Source organism: Flectobacillus sp. BAB-3569, from assembly GCF_002270355.1.
GTDB lineage: Bacteria > Bacteroidota > Bacteroidia > Cytophagales > Spirosomataceae > Flectobacillus > Flectobacillus roseus.
In genome coordinates this window covers 13,661-33,444 of sequence record NZ_NJFZ01000003.1, presented here as the reverse complement: position 1 = coordinate 33,444, position 19,784 = coordinate 13,661, and the positions used below count along the sequence as shown (strand labels likewise).

13 protein-coding genes are annotated in these 19,784 nt (G+C 37.9%); 8 read left to right on the top strand and 5 right to left on the bottom strand.

Annotated features, from left to right (window positions below; all coding sequences use genetic code 11):
* Positions 1–472: 472 nt before the first annotated feature.
* The 6 genes from BWI92_RS00955 to argH all read left to right on the top strand — a co-directional run bounded on the left by BWI92_RS00955 (position 473) and on the right by argH (position 7,604).
* Positions 473–1,027 carry a GNAT family N-acetyltransferase gene (locus BWI92_RS00955; RefSeq protein ID WP_095160258.1) on the top strand — a complete coding sequence of 185 codons (555 nt, stop codon included), beginning with the start codon at positions 473–475 and terminating at the stop codon, positions 1,025–1,027.
* Positions 1,028–1,732: 705 nt separating this feature from the next.
* Positions 1,733–2,707, top strand: coding sequence for an N-acetylornithine carbamoyltransferase (locus BWI92_RS00950; protein ID WP_095160257.1), 975 nt, complete (start codon positions 1,733–1,735; stop codon positions 2,705–2,707).
* A 173-nt stretch (positions 2,708–2,880) separates the two neighbouring features.
* Positions 2,881–3,663 carry an acetylglutamate kinase gene (gene argB / locus BWI92_RS00945; protein WP_095160256.1) on the top strand — a complete coding sequence of 261 codons (783 nt, stop codon included), beginning with the start codon at positions 2,881–2,883 and terminating at the stop codon, positions 3,661–3,663.
* 56 nt (positions 3,664–3,719) lie between these two features.
* Positions 3,720–4,688: an ADP-ribosylglycohydrolase family protein gene (locus tag BWI92_RS00940; RefSeq protein ID WP_217903374.1), complete on the top strand. Its 969-nt coding sequence runs from the start codon at positions 3,720–3,722 to the stop codon at positions 4,686–4,688.
* Positions 4,689–5,010: 322 nt separating this feature from the next.
* A complete protein-coding gene (locus tag BWI92_RS00935) occupies positions 5,011–6,084 on the top strand; it encodes a M20 family metallo-hydrolase (RefSeq protein WP_095160255.1) in 1,074 nt (357 codons plus the stop codon).
* 182 nt (positions 6,085–6,266) lie between these two features.
* Positions 6,267–7,604, top strand: coding sequence for an argininosuccinate lyase (argH, locus tag BWI92_RS00930; protein ID WP_095160254.1), 1,338 nt, complete (start codon positions 6,267–6,269; stop codon positions 7,602–7,604).
* A gap of 138 nt (positions 7,605–7,742) precedes the next feature.
* Here argH and BWI92_RS00925 read toward each other — a convergent pair whose 3' ends face one another.
* The 4 genes from BWI92_RS00925 to BWI92_RS00910 form a co-directional block, all read right to left on the bottom strand.
* Positions 7,743–10,202, bottom strand: coding sequence for a YfhO family protein (locus BWI92_RS00925; protein WP_095160253.1), 2,460 nt, complete (start codon positions 10,200–10,202; stop codon positions 7,743–7,745).
* A 793-nt stretch (positions 10,203–10,995) separates the two neighbouring features.
* Positions 10,996–11,913, bottom strand: a complete 918-nt coding sequence (locus BWI92_RS00920; protein ID WP_095160252.1) for a family 43 glycosylhydrolase — start codon at positions 11,911–11,913, stop codon at positions 10,996–10,998.
* A 307-nt stretch (positions 11,914–12,220) separates the two neighbouring features.
* Positions 12,221–14,122, bottom strand: coding sequence for a glucosamine-6-phosphate deaminase (gene nagB, locus BWI92_RS00915; protein ID WP_095160251.1), 1,902 nt, complete (start codon positions 14,120–14,122; stop codon positions 12,221–12,223).
* Positions 14,123–14,204: 82 nt separating this feature from the next.
* The gene (locus BWI92_RS00910; protein ID WP_095160250.1) at positions 14,205–14,411 is read right to left on the bottom strand and encodes a helix-turn-helix transcriptional regulator; all 207 of its coding nucleotides are present in this window, start codon (positions 14,409–14,411) and stop codon (positions 14,205–14,207) included.
* A 551-nt stretch (positions 14,412–14,962) separates the two neighbouring features.
* Here BWI92_RS00910 and BWI92_RS00905 point away from each other — a divergent pair.
* Together BWI92_RS00905 and BWI92_RS00900 are read left to right on the top strand one after the other, a co-directional pair.
* Positions 14,963–17,341, top strand: coding sequence for a TonB-dependent receptor (locus BWI92_RS00905; RefSeq protein ID WP_095160249.1), 2,379 nt, complete (start codon positions 14,963–14,965; stop codon positions 17,339–17,341).
* A 69-nt stretch (positions 17,342–17,410) separates the two neighbouring features.
* The gene (locus BWI92_RS00900) at positions 17,411–18,340 is read left to right on the top strand and encodes a DUF4249 domain-containing protein (RefSeq protein WP_095160248.1); all 930 of its coding nucleotides are present in this window, start codon (positions 17,411–17,413) and stop codon (positions 18,338–18,340) included.
* 93 nt (positions 18,341–18,433) lie between these two features.
* Here the strand turns inward: BWI92_RS00900 and BWI92_RS00895 are convergent, their stop codons facing one another.
* Positions 18,434–19,771 carry a DEAD/DEAH box helicase gene (locus BWI92_RS00895; RefSeq protein WP_095160247.1) on the bottom strand — a complete coding sequence of 446 codons (1,338 nt, stop codon included), beginning with the start codon at positions 19,769–19,771 and terminating at the stop codon, positions 18,434–18,436.
* Between the last annotated feature and the right edge of the window lie 13 nt (positions 19,772–19,784).

Here is a 19,784-nt window from a genome sequence, read left to right as displayed (position 1 = left end):
TGTTCAAATAGATGACAAAGTTGTTGATAAGTTATTCTTTTATAAAAACAAAAAGTATCAGTGGTTCGTAATAAAGATAAGTGGACTACTGTCCAAATGTTAACTAATGATAGATTTACAACACAAAAGTTGCACTGAAAGATGGGACACATGGCCACTTTTCGACCAAATAAAATAATTCGTCGGTGAATAACATTAATCAAAGGACTTGTTATTCTGCCTATGCAAGGTGTTTATTTTCAGGCTATACTATCCCAGAATCTTCAAATTTAATATACTTTTTTTCCTTTTTTGTCCCTCGTTACAGGGGTATTCCTTATAAAAAAATCACGCTTTGTCTCTTTGATAAGAAATCTTAAATTCATTATTGGTGGGATATAATTTGGACGATTACTAAACACTTTAAGAATATTGACCAGAAACTCTTGAGACATTATAGCTAAATTTGTATTTCACTTTAGCATAAAACGCCATGTCTATTATCCATACCTCCAGACTTCGACTCCAAGCTTTAAAACACGATGATTTATTGATTTGGCATAGGCAAGGAAGAGAGGCTCTTGAAAAACACCTAGGCTTAGTTCCTTCCAAATGGCAAATAGAACCTTTTTTTGAAGCCGAAACACTCGAAGCTCTTGAGCATTTCTGGATTCCGATGGCACAAATATTTCCTTGGGATTTTGCTTGGTATTCCAATTGGGAAATTATTCTCGAAGAAGAAAATCGCTCGATAGGTGGGATTGGCTTTTCGGGATTACCCGACGACAATGGCTGTACCATGGTGGGTTATTTCATAGATATGCCTTATCGTAATAAAGGATATGCCTCGGAGGCACTTGGTGGACTCATTGATTGGGCTAAACAAGACGGCTCACTTTGTCAAATACTAGCAGATACGCCTGTTGATAATAATAGCTCAGAAAAAGTACTCGAAAAAAATGGATTTCAGCAATTTGGTGAAATCGAAGAAGTAGAGCATATAGAAACAATCTTAGTAAGGCATTGGAAATTGAATATTAGTCGTTAGGACCATATGAAGAATTTCCAACTATTGCGGATTTGGGATTTCTGATTTCGGAAATAAAGTAAAACGTCTTTGTTTTTTACAAAACACAAAAGATTACAGTTCCGAAATCCAACATCCGATATCCTAAATAAATGGTTTTAATCCTTTGTACACCACAAACTAGTCGTTAATAGCGTTTTTTCACTAGGCCCTCCTAATAATTTTCAAAAAAAAATCTTTTACTTAGCAATCTGATTCAACCCATCTTTCGTATGTCTGAGTAAATCCAAGGGATTCTAGAATATGCTTTTTATATTTTTCAAAAAAATCTAAAAATATTCAGATATACTGTGACTTCTCTCAGTTTCATACGTTAAATGAGTAGTTTTCATAGTAGAAATAGGTTTTGTGAAATAGTATTTCAAAAATCTAATAAGCAAAACTATATTTTGGTGTGTTAGTGATACAATCTTGGCGGGCTCTAGTAGAGTTCGCCAAATTTTTTGCCCCTCCTCCAACTGCTTTTTCATATTTCTGCAAAAAAATCCTTTAAAAATGACAATAAGCCATTAAAATCAAGGAGTTTTACAAAAATCCTAACGTGATTCTCATATTTAGGAATAACTTTGTAGCTTGAATTCAAGACAATCGTAATGTCGAAGAATTATCTTTCAATCAATTGTTCCATTTAAAACTTGCAACGAACTGCTATCGGATATTTAAAAAATGAGAAACTTCCTTTCAGTTAAAGATGCTGTTGATGTTCAGGCTCTAGTTAAAGAAGCCCTTTTATATAAAAAAACACCTTATGCTGATAAGCATTTGGGCAAAAACAGGACCATGGGTCTCTTGTTTTTTAACTCAAGTTTGCGAACACGCTTAAGTACACAACGTGCCGCTCAAAACTTAGGGTTGGAACTGATCGTAATGAATGTCGGACAAGATAGCTGGGGGTTGGAGTTTGAAGATGGTGCAATTATGAATGGCAACAAAGCTGAGCACATCAAAGAAGCTGCACCCGTAGTAGGTCAGTATTGTGATATTGTTGGTATTCGTAGTTTTCCTGGCTTGGTTGACCGTGAAGAAGATTATTCTGAAAACGTGATGAATCAGTTTGTAAAACACACTGGTCGTCCGATTTTGAGCTTAGAATCTGCTACCCGTCACCCATTACAATCTTTAGCAGACTTGATTACCATCGAAGAGCTAAAGACAAAACCTCGTCCAAAAGTGGTTTTGACATGGGCGCCTCATGTAAAAGCGCTTCCTCAAGCAGTACCAAACTCGTTTGCTGAGTGGATGAACGCCGCTGATGTAGATTTTGTAATTACTCACCCTGAGGGCTACGAACTAGCTCCTGAATTTGTGGGTAATGCCAAAGTAACTTACAATCAAGAAGAAGCTTTTAAAGATGCAGATTTTATTTATGCTAAAAACTGGTCATCTTATTCTCAATATGGTCAAATTCTGAACCAAGACCCATCATGGATGGTAACTATGGACAAAATGAACTTGACAAACAATGCCAAATTTATGCACTGCTTGCCAGTTCGTCGTAACGTGGTAGTTGAAGACGCCGTATTAGATTCACCTAATTCGGTGGTTGTACAACAAGCAGGTAATCGTGTATGGTCAGCACAGGTTGTTATCAAACAAATGCTTCTGAGTATTATTCGAGAAGAAAGCCCGTACTTATTCTAATGGTGATTGAGTGAATGAGTGATAATCATTTTCGCCCACTCTTCCACTACTCCATCAATCTATCATATTTTCGAATGTACAGGTCTTACGGTCTGTACATTTGTTGTTTAATAGCGATATCTCGCCAAAAGGCGAAGGCAACATTTCTGTTTAACCAAATCAAAATAATCTTTATGAAACTCACTGTTGTGAAAATTGGGGGTAATGTAATCGACAACCCAACATTATGTAGTCAATTTTTGTCTGATTTTGCTCAAATCGCTGGTCCTAAAATTTTGGTTCATGGCGGTGGTAAAATCGCTACGCAAATTGCTGAAAAATTAGGGATCGAAACAGTAATGGTGGAAGGTCGTCGTATTACCGACCAATCTATGCTCAACGTGGTAACAATGGTGTATGGTGGTTTGGTAAACAAAAACCTCGTAGCACAACTTCAAAAGTTTGGTACTAATGCCATCGGCTTGACGGGTGCTGACGGTGGTGTTATTCTTTCTAAAAAACGTCCTGTAAAAGAAATAGATTACGGTTTTGTAGGCGATATTGAACGAGTAGATGCTGGTCAAATTGCAGGAATGATTGCACAAGGACTTACACCCGTATTTGCCCCTTTGACGTATGACCTCGATGGCAATATGCTCAATACCAATGCCGACACACAAGCACAAGCTGTAGCAACGGCCATGTCTCAAGAATTTGAGGTAAACTTGGTATATTGTTTTGAGAAAAAAGGCGTACTTTCGAATCCTGACGATGATGATTCCGTAATTCCACAATTACAACCAGAGGCATATGCCGCATATAAGGCTTCTGGCGCTATCAATAAAGGAATGATTCCTAAACTAGATAATGCTTTCAAAGCACTAGGCGAAGGCGTAAAACAGGTAACTATCTGCCATGCAAAAGAAGTCCTAGCCGCTGTCAGCGAAGGTAACGCAGGGACAAAGCTAACAATATAAATTTTGGCGTTGATTCATCGGCTTTGTGCAATTAGATATCTGATGGCATAAACCCGATGGCTCAAAACTACATTATTATTCATTTTATTTCTATGAAAAGCAAAGGTCTACTTTTTGGTATTGCTATTGGCGACTCCCTTGGTGTTCCTGTCGAATTTATGAGTCGTAAGCATCTTAAAGCTCATCCAGTAGTGGATATGCGTGCTTATGGAACCCATCACCAACCTGCAGGTACTTGGTCGGATGATACCTCTTTATCTTTTTGTTTAGCAGAACAACTAGTGGAAGGTTTTGACTTAGATGGTCTTGCTAAAAAGTTTTGTGACTGGTACGATAATGGCTATTGGACTGCACATGGAGCATTTTTTGATGTGGGTATTGCCACGCGTAATGCTATCGACCGTTTGCTCAAAGGAGTTTCTCCTCTCAACTCGGGCGAATGTGATGAGTATTCGAATGGAAATGGCTCATTGATGCGTACACTACCTATTGTTTATTACACCCAAAATAAATCTATTGAAGAGCGCTGTAGCATCATCAAAATGGTGTCGGGTATTACGCACGGGCACACACGTACTTTGATAGGCTGTTTTTTTGCTACGGAGTATTTGCTCAACTTAATGAAAGGCAAAGAGAAACATGAAGCATATGGCCTTACGCAAAATACAGTAAGAGATTACTTGTTGTCGGTACAGGTAAAACCCGCTGAATTAGAATTGTATAGCAGACTTCTATTTGACGATATTTCTAAAACTGACGAAAGCGAAATCTTTTCTTCTGGCTATATTTTACATACTTTAGAGGCTTCGCTTTGGGCATTTTTGACAACTGATGATTTCAAATCGGCTGTATTGAGAGGTGTAAATTTGGGTGATGATACCGATACTATCGGAAGTGTAACAGGTGGAATAGCAGGTTTTTATTATGGTTTTGAGCAAATTCCGAGTGATTGGATAGAACAACTCGCACAAAAAGATAAGATTGAAGATTTAGCAAATCGATTTTCAGCGAAATTTGGACTATAAGTACAACATTTTAACATATTAAGTAATCGTGCAGAATAAGATTTGAGTTATTTGTTTAGGCAACAGGCACAAGGCAAAGAGTGTTAAGATGTTTTTTAATAACCACAGCCATGCTTTTTTCCAAAGCCCACCGCCGAAAGCCGTTACCTGACAGCCCAATGCCCAATCATGCAATCTTACTTAACAAGCAAATATTGACAGGCTTGTTACCTCAAAAGTCGATGCATTTTTGAATTCTTTTGTTGGATGTTTGCTTAACAAAAGTGTTCATGATAATTTCGACCTAATATTTTTATTTTTTATCTCAAACGGGCTGATTCCAATGACCCTACAAGAACAATTAACCCAAGATGCTATTGGGTTGTTAAAACAATTGATTGCTACGCAGTCATTTAGTCGTGAAGAGGACAAAACAGGTGATATTCTTGAAGAGTTTTTCAGAGAAAGAAATATCCCTTTTAGAAGAAAAATCAATAACCTGTGGGCACGAAATCAGCATTTTAATCCCGAACTTCCTACCGTATTACTCAATTCCCATCATGATACTGTAAAGCCTAATCCTAAGTGGACGCTTGACCCTTTTGAGCCAGTAGTTCAGGAAGGGAAATTGTTTGGTTTGGGTAGCAATGATGCAGGTGGTTGTTTGGTAAGTCTTTTGGCAACCTTTTGTTACTTTTATCATCGTAATGACCTAAAATATAATGTATTGTTTGTAGCGTCGGCCGAAGAAGAGATTTCTGGAATAAATGGTTTGGAATTGTTACTCAAGGACAATGACTTGCCAGAAATAGATTTTGCTATCGTTGGCGAACCTACACAAATGCATTTGGCAATTGCCGAAAAAGGTTTGATGGTTGTAGATTGTATTGCACACGGAAAAGCTGGACATGCAGCTCGTGAAGAAGGTGATAATGCGATTTATAAAGCAATTAAAGATATTGAGTGGATTAAAAACTATCAGTTTCCGAAAGTTTCTCCAGTACTTGGTCCTATCAAAATGTCGGTAACGGTCATCAATGCAGGTAAGCAGCATAATGTAGTACCAGATAGCTGTACTTTTACCATTGACTGTCGTGTAACGGAACAATATACTTTAGAGGAAATATTAGAAACCATTCGTCAAAATATTGAATCAGAGGCTAACCCTCGCTCTATTCGACTAAAACCTTCCTCTATTGCGAAAGAACATCCAATCGTTCAGGCTGGGTTGGCATTAGGTCGTGAAACGTACGGTTCACCCACAACTTCAGACCAAGCAGTTTTGTCTTGTCAATCCCTAAAACTAGGTCCAGGACATTCGGAGCGTTCACACACAGCAGACGAATTTATTTACCTTTCTGAAATAGAAGAAGGAATTGATTTGTACATCAAAATGTTGAAACAAACTATTATATAATTAGTGAATGAGTGAGTTGTGAATGAGCATAATTGTCTATTGTTTAACCCAATGGATGCCAAAATTGTATTAATATCAAAATTAAACCCATAAGGCTTCCTAATAATTGTGAGTAGAATTTTTCAATTTAAAATTCACAATTCACTAATTCCCATTCCAACACTTAAAACTCAAGATTAAAAATGAGTAAGCTTTGGCAAAAAGATAATACTTCTGTTAACGAGAAAATAGAAAAATTTACCGTAGGTCGTGACCCAGAGTTTGACCTATTATTAGCTGAATTCGATGTATTGGGCTCTTTGGCACATACACGTATGCTCGAAAGCATTGGCTTGCTCGAAGCTGATGAGTTGGCTCAGGTTCAATCTGAATTGAAAAATATTTATCAAGGTATCCAAAACGGTGAATTTGTCATCGAGGAGGGTATCGAAGATGTTCACTCGCAAGTAGAATTGATGCTTACCCGTCAATTGGGAGAAGCTGGGAAGAAAATCCACTCTGGTCGTTCTCGCAATGACCAAGTTTTGGTCGATTTGAAGCTTTTCACAAGAGCACGTTTGCAAGAGTTAGCAGAATCAACTTTTCGTTTATTCGACTTGTTGACAGAACTTAGTGAGCGCTTCAAAAGTGTTTTGTTGCCAGGCTATACACACTTGCAAATTGCCATGCCATCGTCGTTTGGTTTGTGGTTTGGGGCTTATGCCGAAGGTTTGGTTGACGACATGGAAATGTTGCAAACTGCCTATCAATTAGCCAATAAAAATCCACTTGGTTCGGGCGCTGGATATGGTTCTTCTTTTCCTTTAAACCGCACCATGACAACGCAGTTGTTAGGCTTTAATCACTTGCACTATAATGTGGTATATGCTCAAATGTCGAGAGGAAAAACTGAGCTTTTTGCAGTAACAGCTATCGCTCAAATCGCCTCAACTTTATCTCGTTTGGCAATGGATATTTGTTTGTACAATTCTCAGAATTTTGGCTTTATCAAACTTCCTGACGAAATGACAACAGGTAGCTCTATTATGCCTCACAAGAAAAACCCTGATGTGGCAGAATTGCTTCGTGGAAAAACCAATAGACTAAAAGGATTGCCAAATGATATTATGCTCGTAATGAGCAACTTGCCTTCTGGATACCACCGTGAAATGCAGATTTTAAAAGAAGTATTAATGCCTGCTTTTGACGAAATTTTGAGTTGCTTGGATATGACACATTTTATGTTGTCAGGTATTCAGGTAAAAGAAGGTATCTTGGACGATTCAAAGTATGATTTATTATTTTCGGTAGAAAGAGTCAACGAATTGGTACTGCAAGGTGTGCCTTTTAGAGAAGCTTACAAAATTATCGGAAACGAAATCAACTCAGGAGAATACAGCCCAAATCGCAATTTACAACACTCACACGAAGGAAGTATAGGCAACCTGTGTACAGCAGAAATTACGGCGATGATGGAAGAAGTAAAACAAAAATTTGGCTTTGAAAAAGTAGAAAAAGCAATAGCAGATTTACTCGCTTAAGTTATTTAGTGATTGAGTGATTATTTTAAAAAAGTTAATAGTTAACCGTATATCAGTTACTAGTATATACTACCAAAGTGAGTCATATACTTTCTTTCTTCAATTAAAATAATCACTCATTCGCTAAACCACAAATCACTAAATAAGTCTTCTTTGTTTTATCAAAAAGAAAACTACACCTGCGATATACAGCAACCAAGCTACTAGGGCTACTTTTGTACCCATACTCACATAAGGTGCCTCATACTGAAGCGATATTTGGTGATTTCCTGCTGATAATGGAATACCCATAAAACCAAAGCTCACTTTCTCGATTTTCTGCTCTTTCCCATCTACCAAAGCTTTCCAACCGATATCAAACGGAATACTCCAATACAACAACTGTGAAGTTTGTAACTTGATGTTTCCCTCGATATGATTATCCGAAAATTGAGTCATGGCAAAAGGATTAGCTTTTCGGGCAACAATCGCATCATTATATTCTACCCCATTTAGCGTACTCGTTGTATCTGCTTGTTGGTAAAGCGACAAGCCTAATTCCTTACCTTTTTCTTGACTCAAAACACAAGCATGTAATAATACTTTTTGTCTGGCAAATGGCGAAAGTTGTTCAAATGTCTTTTCGTCGGCATATTGGTTATAGGTAAAAGCCAAAGGCAAAGCATTATTATTACGCAACACCTTTACTTCGCCGACGGTATCCACGGGCGTAAATCCTTGCGGACGCAAATCCATATTTGGATTTTTTATCAGAACATATTTCACTGCATTTACACTTTCCAGCAAGGTGTTTCCTCCTAATCCATTTACCCATCTTGTGCTAAATTCATCACCCTTTTTCACTAAACCCATGCCTAACAAAAAGCGAACATAATTAACTTGGTTGAACGACGAATAACATGAAGTCCCGTAATAATCTTGCAGCTTGGCATCATTCAGCCCAGCAAAAATCGCAGGACTTGAGGCGTAATCTTTATCTATTCGGTAAAAAGAGGTATCTGATTTTTTGAGACGAGCTACAGCTTCATTGGTAGCATCTTCAAACAACGAGCTTTTATCTTTATACTCGGAGACTGAAGCCGCATTACGGTGATTAAGTGCGGGATTATCCAAAAACAGTATTTCTGCAATGACCAATACTAAAGCCCCAATTTGAGCAATATTTTTTAGAGAAGGACGACTCAATAAATACAAAATACCAGCTTGTAATACTACAAAAAAGCTCACCAAAGTACGTAAACGACTATTTATATTTTCTTTTGGTATTTCATACGGAGCATACAACACAAAGAGTAATACCACCAAAGTTGCCACTAACACCACAAGATTAATTTCTGATTTTTGTACAATTTGGGAAATACCACGATACGCCAAAAACAATAAGAATATTACAATAAAAAAGCCTGCTGTACGATAGTAATCACCCGAAAACAACCAGAAGGCATATCGAAAGTAAGGAAAAGTTAAAATCAAAAAACAAGCAAACGCAATTGCGCCATAAATAATCACCTGACGACGAGTAGCCAAAGCAAAAGCTTGAGGTGCTGCCACAAGTGTTAGGATACCAGCATATAGCACAGGCGCCTCCATGTAATTTTGCCATCCTCGATAATCAGAGCCTGTACCCAAAAGGTCGTTCGAGAAAAAGCGTAAAAATGCAGAGGCCGTCTGTACGCCATCTGACATATCGAATGGCGAAGCCGCCGAAAGGGTATCAAAATAAGATACGCCTCCAGCCACACGTGGACTTTCGATAATTTGATAAATATTACTCGGTAAAATAAAACCAGCCAAAGCTAAGCCCAAAATACCAAATCCTACTAAACCGAGCAGTTGTAGCAGTAATTGAGAGACAGGTTTTGAAGCATCTTCAAAATGGCGTACCAAGGTATATATCAAAATCAAAACACTGTACAAATACAAATAAAAAGGTTGATGAATGGCAATCAGGGCGATACTCAAAGGGAAAAAGTACCATTTGCTTTTCCCAATCCATTGTTCAAGCGCAAAAAGTAAGAACGCTGCTTGATATACTTCGGTTGGATATTTGTTTAAATCCCATGTACTACAAACAATCAAATAGCCACAAAAAGCATAGCTCAACGCACCTATCGTTGAAGCAAACTTATGTAAATGAAGACTTTGTAAAAAAGCATAAAAGAAAGTAGAAGCTAAAAAGATCTCTATCACTACCACCAACACCAAACTACCTGCCATGTTCTCTTTTCCAAATAAAAACAAAACACCAGTAGCAATTGGGTCTAGCCAAAATGGATTGATATTTTGTCCCATCCCAGCCTTAAACGACCATGCAGGCATACCTTCAGACTTGATATAATCGGCATAATGCATCAAGTTGGTATAAATGATATTTATAGAGTCGGCGCCAAGGTCGAGAAACAAAAAGTATTTTTTGTGAAAAAGATAGTCCTTGAAAAGAATAACCGAAATAAGAAGCACGCAGCCCCATAACAAGCCAAACCCTTGCCAAACAGATATTTTGTCAAAAATTGAAATGACTTCGGACCTAATTTTAGGCGCTTCTTTGGGCTCGGTTACAGATTGAATTTTAGTTTTAGAAGTTTTAGATTTTGCCATCAGCGGATTGAAAATAAATGAGTTGGATTTGAAATATTGGTCAAAGCATAGTGTACTAATAAACCAGAAATACTTGCGCCAAATTTATGCCAAAGTAAGAATAATTGACCCTTTTTTCAGTATTTTGCGTTGTGGAGTTAGCTTGAGGTGAAATAAGAAAGAGAATTAGAATTTACTAGCTAGGAAATTAAATAGTCTCTAAAATCGTTTCTCTCATAAGGCTTAAAAAAGGTGTATTAATCAGCCATGTAACCAAAGTGCCCAAATCTATTAAAGAAATTACCCATACAAAATGAATCAATCACCTCAAAATCCCAATAAATTTCAATCTTGGCTCAAAAAATTGGGTCTAGCAGGTTTTCTTTTTTTCCTAATCAAAGGACTTCTTTGGTTGATTATTCCCTACCTGATAGCAAAAGGATTTTTTAAATAAAGAATAACTTGCAATAGGCTTTAGGCCTTAAGCTATATGCTAAAGAATGGGCTTTCGACTTTCAGCAATGGGCTTTCGGCAAAAACATTTCTGTAGTTACTCAAAAACATGTTAAAACTCTTTACATTGTTCTTTCGGCTTGTAGGTACTAAAAATATACATAAGATTCATCCCGAATGTCGGGATTAGGATGAGTCTCCCATTTTATCAAAAAAGCGGTCGAAAAACAATTTCTGACCGCTTTTTTGATACTATTCTTCTAAATATGGCTTTGCTAAAGACGCAAAATATTGCGTCTCTACAATTAAACTAATCACATCATGAGCGATAGCTCTAAGTCTACAGCACTCGTCTATATTTTTACTTTTTCTCGTAAACCTCAACAGGCAGGATATTTCCATCAGCATCAAATCGCATGGGAGAAATACAAGTCTCTCTGTTGTATCCATTCCCATTCGGAATAATAAAACGGTGATAAACAATGTACCATTCGTCTTTGCCTGGTACTTGTACTACCGAGTGATGACCAGCGCCTTTTACCTCATCGTGGCCTTTGAGAATTGGATTATTTTGAGCTTTCACAAAAGGACCCATCGGCGAATCCGAAACGCCATACGCTACCGAATAACGTGGGTCACGAGTGTCGTATTCTGACCACATCAAGTAATATTTGCCATTTCTTTTGAGCAAAAAAGAACCTTCGTTATAACCTTCAGGCTTGTACGAAACCATTGATGCTTCATTAATTGAAATCATATCTGGGTTCAACTTGGCAATATAACATCTCCCCTGTCCGAAATAAATATAGGCTTGTCCATCGTCGTCCACAAAGACCATCGGGTCAATAATCTGCGCTTGGTATTGTCCTTTGGTAATCAAAGGTTTACCCAAAGCATCCTTAAAAGGTCCTGTAGGCTTGTCGGCTACTGCCACACCAATGTTGGTATCGGCCGAAAAATAGAAGTAGTATTTATTGTTTTTAAAAGCGATTGCAGGTGCCCAAGCACGCTCTTTTGCCCAAGTAAGGTCTTTTTTGAAGTCGAGAATCGTACCTTCTTTTTTCCATTTCTTCATATCTTTTGAAGACCATACCGTAAAATAATCGGAAGACCAACCTTCAAAACCATCAGTGGTTGGATAGATATAATATTTGCCATTAAAAACAGCTACGTGAGGATCAGCAAAAGCGCCAGGCAGTGCAGGTGATGGAGCTTTTTGTTGCGCAAATAATGGACTCATTCCACAACAAGTCAACAAAGTAAATAGGATTTTTTTCATGAAGATTAAAAATAGAATTGATAGTTTCTGAAAATTGGTGAATAAACACACCAAGAACAAGAGCTTTTTTAAATTCAGATATACTCAGATGATTCATTGATTTTTCAACGCTTCTAAAAACAAAGTAGCCGTCAAACAAAGTTCGACGGCTAAATTCACAGGCGCAAGGCCTGATAATCAAACACTATAATCAATTCCTTTTTCCAAATTCGGATGTGCCAATGTTTAATTTTTCTCTGAAAAATCTTCTATTTTAACATCCTGTAATAACTTATAAAGCTTGGCGCTAGCGCCAAGCTTTTTCTAATTAGAATTTCCAACGTACGAAAGCTTCCATTGCTTCATATTCTGCTAGACCTAACTTGTTGTACAAGTCTGCTGTACTTGCGTTACGGTCTTCAGCTCTTTGCCAGAATTCGCGTGAGTCTGTTCCTTGGAATGGTACCCCATCTTTTTGTGATTGGTGTTTGAAGATACCATAACGTTTTTTCAATACTTGGTCTGGTGACATTGGAACAGCCATTTCAATTTGGTCGATGTCCCACTCTTGCCAAGCTCCTTTGTACAACCATACCCAACAGCTATTCATGTATTCGCGGTGTTTCAAACGAGTTACAGCGTCCATGATAGCATCCAAACATACTTTGTGAGTACCATGTGGGTCAGCTAAGTCACCTGCTGCATAGATTTGATGAGGTTTTACTTCTTCAATCAAATCCATTACAATTTGAACGTCAGCTTCGCCAATTGGGTTTTTCTGCACTTTACCTGTTTCGTAAAATGGCATATCCAAGAAATGTACATTTTCTTTTGGAATACCTACATAACGACAAGTATTTTTTGCTTCTCCTCTACGAATCAAGCCCTTGATATAACGTACTTCTGGAGTATCTACTTCTGAATCTTTCTTGTTTCTCAAGAATTTTACTGCTTCACGATAGATACGGTTTGCTTTTGGGTTGTTTGCTTCAAACTTTTCGTTGAAGTCAACCACAAATTCAGCAAAACGAAGCGCTTCGTCGTCCGCAACAGCAATGTTACCTGATGTTTGGTAGGCTACGTGTACGTCGTGACCTTGGTCATGCAAACGTTGGAAGGTACCACCCATTGAAATAATATCGTCGTCTGGGTGCGGAGAGAAAATAATTACACGTTTCTTCGCTGGATAAGCGCGCTCAGGACGGTTAGAGTCATCAGCGTTTGGCTTACCACCTGGCCAACCTGTAATAGTATGTTGTAAATAGTTGAATACTTCGATGTTAATATCATAAGCCTGACCATATAGTGCTAGCAAATCAGATAAACCATTTTCGTTATAATCTGAGTTTGTCAACTTCAATACTGGTTTACCTACCTGTAAAGCAAGGTGAGTAACAGCCTTTTTCACCATCGGACGATCCCATGTTACTGCATCGACCATCCATGGAGTACGAATACGAGTCAATTGAGAGGCAGCCGAATTATCTAATACGAAAGCTGCATTGGTATGATGTTGCAAATAAGATGCTGGAACATCAGCAGATACCGAACCTTCTACCGCACGCGCTACGTTTTCGGCTTTGTGTTCACCCCATGCTAACAAAATTACGCGTTTAGCCTCCATAATTTTGTTGATACCCATGGTAATAGCTTTTTTCGAAACCTTAGCTAATCCCCCGAAATCACCAGCAGCATCGATACGTGTTGTTAGATCAAGAGTCATCAAACGAGTTTTTGAGTTCACCAATGAACCTGGTTCGTTGAAACCAATATGACCATTACGACCAATACCCAACAACTGAAAGTCCAAACCACCATAACGTTCAATTTGCTCTTCGTAATCATGGCAAAAATCAGCAACCTTTTCCAGTGGCAAAGTACCATCTGGCACATGCCAGTTGCCCGAAGGGATATCCACATGGTCAAACAATTGCTCACGCATGAAGCGTACATAGCTTTGTACCGCATCTGGTTCCATTGGATAGTATTCGTCGAGGTTGTACGTAACTACATTTTGGAAGCTCAAACCCTCCTCTTTATGCATACGGATTAACTCTTTATACACTTTTTTAGGAGATGACCCTGTGGCCAATCCTAAAACAGCAGGCTTGCCTTCACCAGCTTTTTGACGGATGATAGAAGCAATTTCTAGCGCGACTGAGCGAGAAGCTTCGTCTGAGTTTGCGTAAATTTTTGTAGGGATACGTTCGTAGCTGATGGCCTGTTCCATAGTTGTTTATGATGCACGACTTAATGCCGTGATTGGTTTTCGTACTTAAATATTTTTATATGAAAATTGGGAATAGTTCTTCTTAATCTTTTTTGCTTACTACAATTAGCTCCAGTCCTAATACACCAAGCACTTTGTCTAAAGTTTTGAGTGAGGGATTGGCTTTGCCAAGTTCAATTGAATGAATGGTCTTGATAGCAACATCGCTCTTATCGCTCAGCACTTCTTGACTATAGGAAAGTTCGTTACGTCTCTCCCTAATTATATGGCCTAATTGTTCGAAGTTCATACTACTTGATAATATATTACTTATTTCATGACAAATATAGAAACAAAATATTAAATAAAAAATTTTAATAAGTATTATATTGCCGAATCAATAAAATTTTTTAAATATTTTTTACAAATCCCTCAAATATCTCTATTAAAGCCACTTTAGCACTTTTTTTATCAGTAATATTTTTCTTGTGATTTTTCGAAAATACAGTTTTAAAGTACTTTACTGTTAAGAGTAGAATTTTCAAAAACAAAAATCGGCAATATTTTACCTAAAAAATCATTTCAATATTATGTTTTTGGAAAATATACATATAAATACAGTTTCTATAGGGGCATAGCGTTTTAAGCTTGTCAAAAATAAAGACGGGTCAAAAATTATTATTTGAAAAAAAATTATAAAACAGAAAACAAAATTACTTTTTGGTAGTTATTGTATTAAAATCAATACATTTTAGTATAATTTTGAACCATAAATCACACTTTTATTGAGTTGAGCATAAAAACTTTCAACCGTTTTTTATGTTACTTTCTTTACACAATCAATCACTTAAACACTTATCCATGAATGCATTTTTAAGAAACATTTGGGTAGTCCTCTTATTATTTCCTCTTTGCCTACAGGCACAAAATCAAAAATTAACCGTTAGCGGTTATATCAAGGACACTAAAAACGGAGAAGGTCTTATCGGCGCATCTGTTTTTATAAAAGAACTTATGACGGGTACAACCACTAATACATATGGGTTTTACTCGCTAACGGTGCCAAAAGGAAACTATACTTTAGTGGTAAGCTCAGTCGGTTATCGCAAGAGTATCCGTGAAATTAAACTCACCGAACAAAGCGTAAGCCTCAATCTTGAACTTCAAGAGGATGGTCAAGAACTAGAAGAAGTTGTTGTAAAAGCAAAAAGAGAAGACGATAATGTCAAATCGATGGAAATGTCGGTTAACAAAGTCGAAATGAAAACCATTAAGAAAATTCCTGCACTTTTGGGTGAAGTAGACTTAGTGCGTGCGATTCAGTTTTTGCCAGGCGTTACAACAGTAGGCGAAGGCGCTTCGGGATTCAATGTGCGTGGTGGCGGTGTCGACCAAAACCTTATCCTCCTCGACGATGCACCTGTTTATAATTCATCTCACTTATTTGGTTTCTTCTCAGTATTTAATCCAGATGCAGTAAAAGACGTAAAACTCATCAAAGGGGGCGTTCCTGCACAATATGGTGGTCGTGCATCATCTATTCTGGATGTAAAAATGAAAGAAGGTAATGCCAAAAACCTAGAAATCAATGGCGGTATCGGTGTGATTTTTAGCCGTTTGTCTATCGAAGCTCCCATTGTGAAAGACAAAGCCTCTTTTATCGTGGCAGCTCGTCGTTCATATATCGACATTTTGGCCAAACCATTTCTGACTGGCAACAATGCAGGTTCTAGTTTTAACTTTTATGACTTGACGGCAAAAGTCAACTACAATATTGATAACAAAAATACGGTATTCCTTTCTGGTTATTTTGGTCGTGATGTGTTTGGACAAGACTTTGGCTTTAACTGGGGCAATAGCACACTTTCTGCCCGTTGGAACCACGTATTTAGCGATAAGTTATTTTTAAACACAACCGCTTTTTACAGTAATTATGACTACGCTTTAGACTCAGATTTGAAGAATAAAAGACCAAACAATGCTTTCAAATGGTCATCTAATATTACCAATCTAAGTTTTAAGCCTGATTTTACCTATTATATTTCGCCTAAAAATACCCTCACCTTTGGCGGTCAAATCCTAACTTACAACTTCAAACCTGGGGAAGCTACGGCCACATCCGAGGGAGAATCACGCTCGTTTGGCCAAGAACGCAAAAATGGTATTGAGTCATCGATTTATGTGGGTGATGAATGGAAAGTTTCGCCAAAGTTCTCAGTGCAATATGGCTTACGCTTTTCGAGATATGACTATTCGAGCCAAGAGGACTTTTACTATCAGCGAAAATACGTTGGTATCAGTGCAGAATTCCCTTCTGGATATGATTTGACATTTGTACCTAATACTAAAGGTAATACGATTCAAACTTACCAAAATCTGGAACCTCGCTTTTCGATGAACTACAACACGGGTGACAACAGCTCCATTAAGGCTAGTTACAACCGTTTGGCACAATATGTTCACTTAATGTCTAACACGGCGGCTTCTACACCTTTGGACGTATGGACATCAAGCACGAATAACATCAAACCACAAATTGCCGACCAAGTGGCGCTAGGGTATTTCCAAAACTTTGGAGATAATACTTACGAAGCATCGGCAGAGGTATTTTACAAGGAAATGCAAAATCAAATCGACTATGCAGACCGTGCTGATTTATTCTTGAACCCTTATTTCGAAAAAGACTTACTATTTGGTAAAGGTCGTGCCTACGGTCTCGAACTATTTGTTAAGAAAAATCGTGGTAAGTTGACAGGTTGGATTAGCTACACCCTACAGCGTTCGGAGAAGAAAATAGATGCGCTTAACAATGGAAATTGGTACTTCAGTCGTTACGACCGTACTCATACATTGAATATGTTGGCTCAGTACGAAATCAACAAAAAATGGTCATTCGGTGCCAACTTCGCCTATATTACAGGTGTGCCATACACCTTACCTGAACAACAGTTTGTGGTTGAGGGACAAGTTTATCCATATATTCCAGCAGGTACACGTGGTAATTTCAGAGTTCCAGCGTACCATCGTTTAGACATTTCGGCTACCAAGAAAAACAAGAAAGCGTTATTTGGAAAAGGCGAGTCTGAGTGGGTATTCTCGGTTTATAATCTCTATAATCGTCGTAACCCGTTCTCGATTTATACTCGTCCAAACGAAAGTACCCCTGCGCAAACTGAAGCCGTTCAATTGTCGATTATCGGTTCTTTCGTTCCAGCTGTAACATATAACTTTAAGTTTTAATCATGACACTTTAATCCAAATTGGAAAAGGTAAAAATGATGTTTAAAGAATTTAACTTGTACTTAAATCATGAAAAAATATATTTTAAATACTTTGATTGCACTTGGTACTTTGAGCCTAACAAGCTGTGAAGATGTCATTGATTTACAAGGTATTACCAATGCTCCGTCGATGTTAGTGGTCGACGGAAATGTAACCGATGTATCTACTAGTCAAGTCATTACGCTTACGCAATCACAAGATTATTTTACCAATACTGCTGTCAAACCTGTTCTAGGGGCAACGGTAACTGTTACGGATAGTGATGGTCAAGTGTTTACTTTCAAAGACCTCAAAGGCGACGGTAAATATGTATGGACACCAACGACTGCCATCCCAAAAATTGGTCAAGTTGGAAAAACCTATACATTGAAAATAACAGCTAATGGTGAAACCTATCAAGCCGTTTCAGAACTAAAACGAGTACCGAAAATAGATTCGATTGCTTATCAATTTGATGAGGCTCGACTCAACCAAAGAGATGATGACAAAGGGTATCCAAAAGAAGGATATGATGCACAATTTTACGCCCGTGATTTTACAGGTATCGGAGATTGCTACAGAATTATAGCTTACAAAAATGGAAAAATGCTCGAAATGAGCAATACCGTTGCTATTGCCTACGATGCGGCTATTCAGAAAAGTAGTGGCGCGGCAGACGGATTAATCTTTAGCTTACCTGTACGTTCTACGATTTCGCCACAACTATACTTAGCAGGCGACACTATTAAAGTTGAGCTACGTTCAATTACTGAAGGCCATTTTGACTTTTGGACACAAGCTAGACTTGAAGTAAATAACGGTGGCTTATTTGCTAGACCTTCAGCCAATATTCCCACCAATGTCAACAATGTCAATGCAGCTTCTTCCAAAAAGGCGATTGGCTGGTTTGGCACATCAGCGGTAAGTTTTTCACAAACCGTTGTAGATCCGAAAAAAGCTCAGACAGGGTTGAGATAGACATTAAGTGAACAGTAACAAAGGTAAAGAGGCACAAAGTGTTTAAAATAAATCACTTTGTGCCTCTGTGCCTTTGTTACTTTGAGCCTATACCTATGCAAACTTCTGCTCAGACTCGATACCGTATTTATACTTTTTGCCTTTCAGCTTTTCGTTTTGAATAGCTTTGACGAGCGATTTTACGACTGATTTTTTTACTGCGACAAAAGCCATAAAATCTTTCAGCTCAATCACACCAATGTCCTCTTTTTGAAGATTACCTTTTTTAGCTAAAAAGCCCATGATATCTCCCTTACTCAACTTATCCTTTTTGCCACCGTTGATATACAACGTTGTAAATTCGGAGAAAGCAGGAGGAGTAGTATTTTCAGGAAAAATAAATTCTTCTATTGCTTGATTCAAATACTCTGGTTGATGCTCATTTCTATGCAAAAGTAAGTACGCAAAACCTTCTGCATTCATACGAGCGGTACGTCCGTTGCGATGCACAAAATCTTCATTTTTGAGTGGTAAATGATAATGAATCACGTGTTTTACAAAAGGGATATCTAAACCTCTGGCAGCTAAATCTGAGGCTACCAAAAACTTCACACTTCCATTTCTGAAACGAATCAACGCTTTTTCTCTATCAAGCTGGTCCATTCCTCCATGAAAAAAGGCATTTTCAATCCCCATTTGCCAAAGCAAATCGGAAGTTCGCATGGTTGTTTCACGATGATTACAGAAAATAATACTTGGCTCAGAACCCAAATGACAAATCAATTCGAATAGGCGATCTATTTTGTCTTTTGACTCTGAAATAACTTTGTATAATTTCAAATCTGGTTTTTCGTCCTCATCTCTCGTAAAATTCAGCACCCAAGGTTGCGTAATTTTCGTAAATTCAGGAATCTTAATTTTAGAAGTAGCCGATACCAAAACCCTTGTTTTGAGTTTACGCAAATGACCATAGATAAACTCCATTTGGTCATGAAAACCTAAGCTTAACGATTTGTCAAACTCATCCAAAACTAGCGTCTGAATACCCGATAAATCAAAAGTTTTGCGCGTGATATGGTCGGCAATACGCCCAGGCGTACCAATCAACACGGCAGGAGGCTCGCTCAAGTTCTGAATTTCGACTGCCATGTTGTGACCACCATAACAGATATTCACTTTGAAACCTGTGCTCATTTTGCGCCAAACTTGTTCGATTTGTAAGGCAAGCTCGCGTGAAGGCGCCAAGATCAAACACTGTACTCGTTTTTCCTCTGGTTTTAATTTGGTAAAAATGGGTAATAAAAAGGCAAGCGTTTTACCCGAACCCGTAGGCGCAAGTAACAGGGTATCAGGTCGATTCTGAATACTACGGAAAGAATCCTCTTGGATTTGATTGAGCTGTTCAATTTCTAAATTGTTTAACAGCGATTGAATTTTATCATCTAATTGCATAATACAAAAGTAC